This window comes from Streptomyces sp. NPDC000151 (genome assembly GCF_040301705.1).
GTDB lineage: Bacteria > Actinomycetota > Actinomycetes > Streptomycetales > Streptomycetaceae > Streptomyces.
On record NZ_JBEPFC010000268.1, the window covers coordinates 1 to 4,423 of the forward strand.

2 protein-coding genes and 1 pseudogene are annotated in these 4,423 nt (G+C 71.6%); 1 reads left to right on the plus strand and 2 read right to left on the minus strand.

The genetic code is table 11. From position 1 onward, the window contains the following. On the minus strand, window positions 1–1,023 hold a 1,023-nt coding region (locus ABT381_RS35230), incomplete at its 3' end, for a sigma-70 family RNA polymerase sigma factor (RefSeq protein ID WP_351602031.1). A 254-nt stretch (window positions 1,024–1,277) separates the two neighbouring features. Beyond that, window positions 1,278–2,092, minus strand: a pseudogene (locus ABT381_RS35235) (TetR/AcrR family transcriptional regulator). 443 nt (window positions 2,093–2,535) lie between these two features. Here ABT381_RS35235 and ABT381_RS35240 point away from each other — a divergent pair. Beyond that, the gene (locus ABT381_RS35240; RefSeq protein WP_351602033.1) at window positions 2,536–3,891 is read left to right on the plus strand and encodes an NAD(P)/FAD-dependent oxidoreductase; all 1,356 of its coding nucleotides are present in this window, start codon (window positions 2,536–2,538) and stop codon (window positions 3,889–3,891) included. The last annotated feature ends 532 nt before the right edge of the window (window positions 3,892–4,423 follow it).

Genomic DNA, 4,423 nt, shown 5'->3' on the forward strand with positions numbered 1-4,423 from the left:
TCCGGCGATCCCGGTGACCGCGGCCGCGGCCTTGACCGCGTACCCGGCGGCGAACCAGCCGATGACCGCGACCGGCAGCACCGCGCGGATGCGCTGGTTGACGTCCGCGACTTCGTGCGCCGCCAGCCGGCAGCGCGGGCACTCCTCCAGGTGCTTGCGCAGCCCGCGCTCGGCCCGCATCCGGAGGCCGCCGCGCGCGTAGGCGCCCAGCTGGTCCGCGTACCGGGCGCAGTCGCCGCCCGCCGTCAGGGACTGGCTGACGTGCGCCTGGAGGTACGCCTGCTTGAGGCCCTCACGGGCCCGGTGCGCGAGGACGGCCGTGGCGTTGGCGGACAGCCCGAGGAGCGGCGCGACCTCGCTCGGGGACTCCTCCTCGACGGTCGTGTGCCACAGCACCGTCTGATAGCGCTCGGGGAGGCTGCGGAACGCCTGGACGGCCATGGTCTGCTCGGCCTCGTGCATGGCGCGCACGTCGGCCCCCAGGTCGAGCGTGTCGTCGTCCATGGAGGAGCCGGCCGCCGAGGACGCGAAGACCGCGAAGTCCTCGACCAGGTGTTCGCGCTTGGCGGTCTTGCCCCAGCTGGCGGCCACCCGGCGCACGGTGGTGAGCAGGTAGGCGCGCACCGCGGTCTTCGGGCCGGCCCCGCGGCGCACCGCCTGCAGCGTGCGCGCGAAGACCTCGCCGGTCAGGTCGTCAGCGGTGTGCGCGTCCCGGCAGCAGGTGCGGGCGTAGCGGCGTACCGCGTCGGCGTGCCGGCGGTACAGCTCTTCGTACGCGCTGTCGTCACCGGTGCGCATACGGGCGATGAGCTCGGCGTCGGACGGGGGCGTACCGGGCGTACCGGGCTCCGCTGCGGAAGCTCCGGAAGATCCGGAAGGATGCTGCCCGGCCGCCTGGGCACCGACGTCCTCGGGCACGCGCTGCTGCGGCACGGCTTCCGGTCGGTTCCTGTCGCTGCCGGAGGCGGTGGATTCCGCGCCGACGCCGCCGCCGTCGCGCTCGTCGCGCCCCTCATATGTCATCGCCGAGGCCCCCGGACCACGCTCCCGCATCTGAACATCGCGCAAGCCTGTCACAAGGATGGCCGAACCCTTACGGGGCAGCGGCGCAATCACTCATCCGGATTGACTTATCGTCTAACAGCTCTAGCCCTCGCCCTTTCGGGGCATGCTTGCAGGCTTAGGGGTACGCCGAAGCGTGTATGGACTGTGACCTGCGGGCCGCAAGGCAAAGGGCCGGCCGGGGCCACTGCCCCGGCCGGCCCCGCAAGCCGTCGTCAGGCCATCGGCCGTGACCGCAGACCCTCCAGGAGGATCTCCAGCAGCCGCGCGGAGGCGGCCTGCTGCTGCGCCGCGTCCGGTAGCGAGGGCGCGCCCGTCGCGATGACCAGCAGCACGTCCGACACCGTGACGTCGGCGCGCAGCTCCCCGGCCTCGCGCGCCCGCTCCACGAGCTGCCCGACGACGTCCAGGAGCGCCTGGGCGCCCCGCTGTCCGCCGTCGGCCCGTCCGGGGCCTGCCCGTTGGAGTGCGACTGGGCCGGCTCGTCGTCCGGCGCCGTGCGCTGCGCGACGATGCGCAGCTCGCCGGGCGCGACGGGCGGCTCGGGAGCCGTCCGCTGCTGCGGCACCCGCGCCCCCGTGAGCCCGTCGGCCCCGTCCACGCCGCTGCCCACCCGAAGGATGCTGGGCGGCAGCAGGCGGCCGGCGCCGGACGCCACGGACGTGCGCAGGAAGCGCGAGAGGGCCGACCACGGGTCGTCCTCCTGCCCGAGCGCGGTGCGCGCCTGGTCCGTCAGCCGTGCGGTCTCCTCCTCCGCTATCCGGCGGACCAGCACGTCCTTGCTCGGAAAACGGCGGTAGACCGTGCCCACCCCGACCCGGGCCCGACGGGCCACGTCCTCCATGGGCGCGCCGTATCCCAGCTCGCCGAAGACTTCACGGGCAGCTCGCAGAACATGTTCCAAGTTGCGCTGTGCGTCCACCCGGAGCGGTGTGGTCCGGCCGGACACGCCGGCCTCGCCCACGCCGCCGGTCCGGTCACCCGGCACGGGCGCCACAGCCGCCGGCCAATGAGAACTCTGCATGTGCATAGATGATCCCCCGGTAATGACGTCTCCCCCCGGAGACTCCCCGCCCTGACTGCCGGGGCAGCCGACAAAGGCTCCACCCCGACGAGGTACGAACATAGTTGAGCGCAGGTCAAGAATGAAGGGGGCAGTTCCGTACAGTCCGCCCCTCGAACGGAGTACGCGCCCGTTCCATCCCGTTTCCGTACACTCCCACCATCTCGCACCCCCCGCCTGACCTGCGGACCTCATTCCACAACGGCGGAAGGGGAGGTTCCAACAGGGGGTGCCGGGCACCGACCGTATTTCGCCTGTCCTGTGGACAAAGAGGCGGCGGGGGTGCGTCATGGAGAAATGCTGTGTCCCGAAGCGGGTACACGGCACCTGATCGTGGCTCCGCCGCGGGCCGGACCGACGGCTCCGGACGCACCCCACGGGCCACGGGCGACGTCGCGAGGAGATCCTCTGTGAAGCACCCGGCGCGCATTCTCGTAGTCGGCGGCGGCTATGTGGGCATGTACACCGCCCTCCGCCTGCAGCGGAAGCTCAGGAAGGAACTGCAGGGCGGCACGGTCGAGATCGTGGTGGTCGGTCCGGAGCCGTACATGACCTACCAGCCGTTCCTGCCGGAAGCGGCGGCCGGCTCCATCTCGCCGCGTCATGTGGTCGTACCCCTGCGCCGTGTGCTGCCCCTGTGCCACATCGTCATCGGCGAGGTCACGGGCATCGACCACGCCAAGCGCACGGCCACGGTGAAGACGCTGGCCACCGAGGAGGAGGGCACCGGCGCCGTCGAGACGCGGTACGACGAACTGGTGCTGGCACCCGGCTCGATCTCGCGCACCCTGCCCGTGCCGGGATTGGCCGATTTCGGTATCGGCTTCAAGACCGTCGAGGAAGCCATCGGCCTGCGCAATCACGTACTGGAGCAACTCGACATCGCTTCCTCCACTCGCGACCCGGCAGTCCGGGACGCCGCGCTGACGTTCGTCTTCGTGGGCGGCGGTTACGCGGGCGTCGAGGCGCTCGCCGAGCTGGAGGACATGGCCCGCTATGCGGTGCGGTACTACCACAACGTCCGCCCCGGGGACATGAAGTGGCTGCTGGTCGAGGCGACCGGCCGCATCCTGCCCGAGGTCGGCGAGGAGATGGGCGAGTACGCGGTACGGGAGCTGCGCGGCCGCAACATCGATGTGCGGCTGAACACGCGCCTGGAGACGTGCGAGAACCGCGTCGCCGTACTGGACGACGGGTCACGCTTCCCGACCCGCACCCTCGTGTGGACGGCCGGCGTCAAACCGCACCCCATCCTGGCCGCGACCGATCTCCCGCTCAACGAGCGCGGCCGTCTGAAGTGCACCGCCGCGCTCCGGGTGGCGGGCGTCGAGCACGCCTGGGGCGCCGGTGACGCCGCCGCCGTACCGGATGTGACCGCCGACGAGCCCGGCAAGGAGTGCGCGCCCAACGCCCAGCACGCCGTCCGTCAGGCCAAGGTGCTCGCGGAGAACATCGCCGCGGCCATACGGGGCGAGCCCGTCGAGGACTACGCCCACAAGTACGTCGGCTCGGTCGCCTCCCTGGGGCTGCACAAGGGCGTGGCGCACGTGTACGGGCGGAAGCTGAAGGGCTATCCGGCGTGGTTCATGCACCGCGCCTACCACCTCAGCCGCGTCCCGACCTTCAACCGCAAGGCCCGCGTGCTCGCCGAATGGTCGCTCGCCGCGTTCTTCAAACGCGAGATCGTCTCGCTGGGCTCGCTGGAGCACCCGAGGGCGGAGTTCGAACTCGCGGCGGGCACGGGGCGCCACAACGAAGCGAGTTGACGGCGGGACCGGCGCGGGGTTGACGCGGGGCCGACGCCCCTTCGGGTGGCCCGGAGCGCGGTGCAGGGATGCCGCGCGTACGGTGTCGGCCGGGCATGGCCCTGGACCATATGCCCCCGTCGGTCATACGTTCACCGTTGCGTTCAGTCGAACGGGCGGTCAAGTACGCGGTCAGGAACTCCACCCGCCACCCCGGCGTCTGACGTATGTCAGTCCGGTCGGCCACACTGGACGTGTGACCATGGGTGGGCTCGTATCTGCAAAGAGTGACAAGCGCGAGGAATTGGGACGTTTGCTGCATCACGCCAGAGGGCGCTCGGCGCGCCCCCGCCCGACCTTCCGCCAGCCAACGGCCGGGAGGTACCTTCTGGCCGCCGGACCGACTCGGCGCCGCGACGCGAAGTAAGAGGTACACCTCCGTGAACTTCACTCGCTGGAGCGCCCGTTTCCCCGGCACGCAGCGCCGCGCCGCGCGGTCCGACCGCGGTGCGGCGCCGGGCGCGTCGTCCCCCAAGCCGCCGCGGAGATCCCC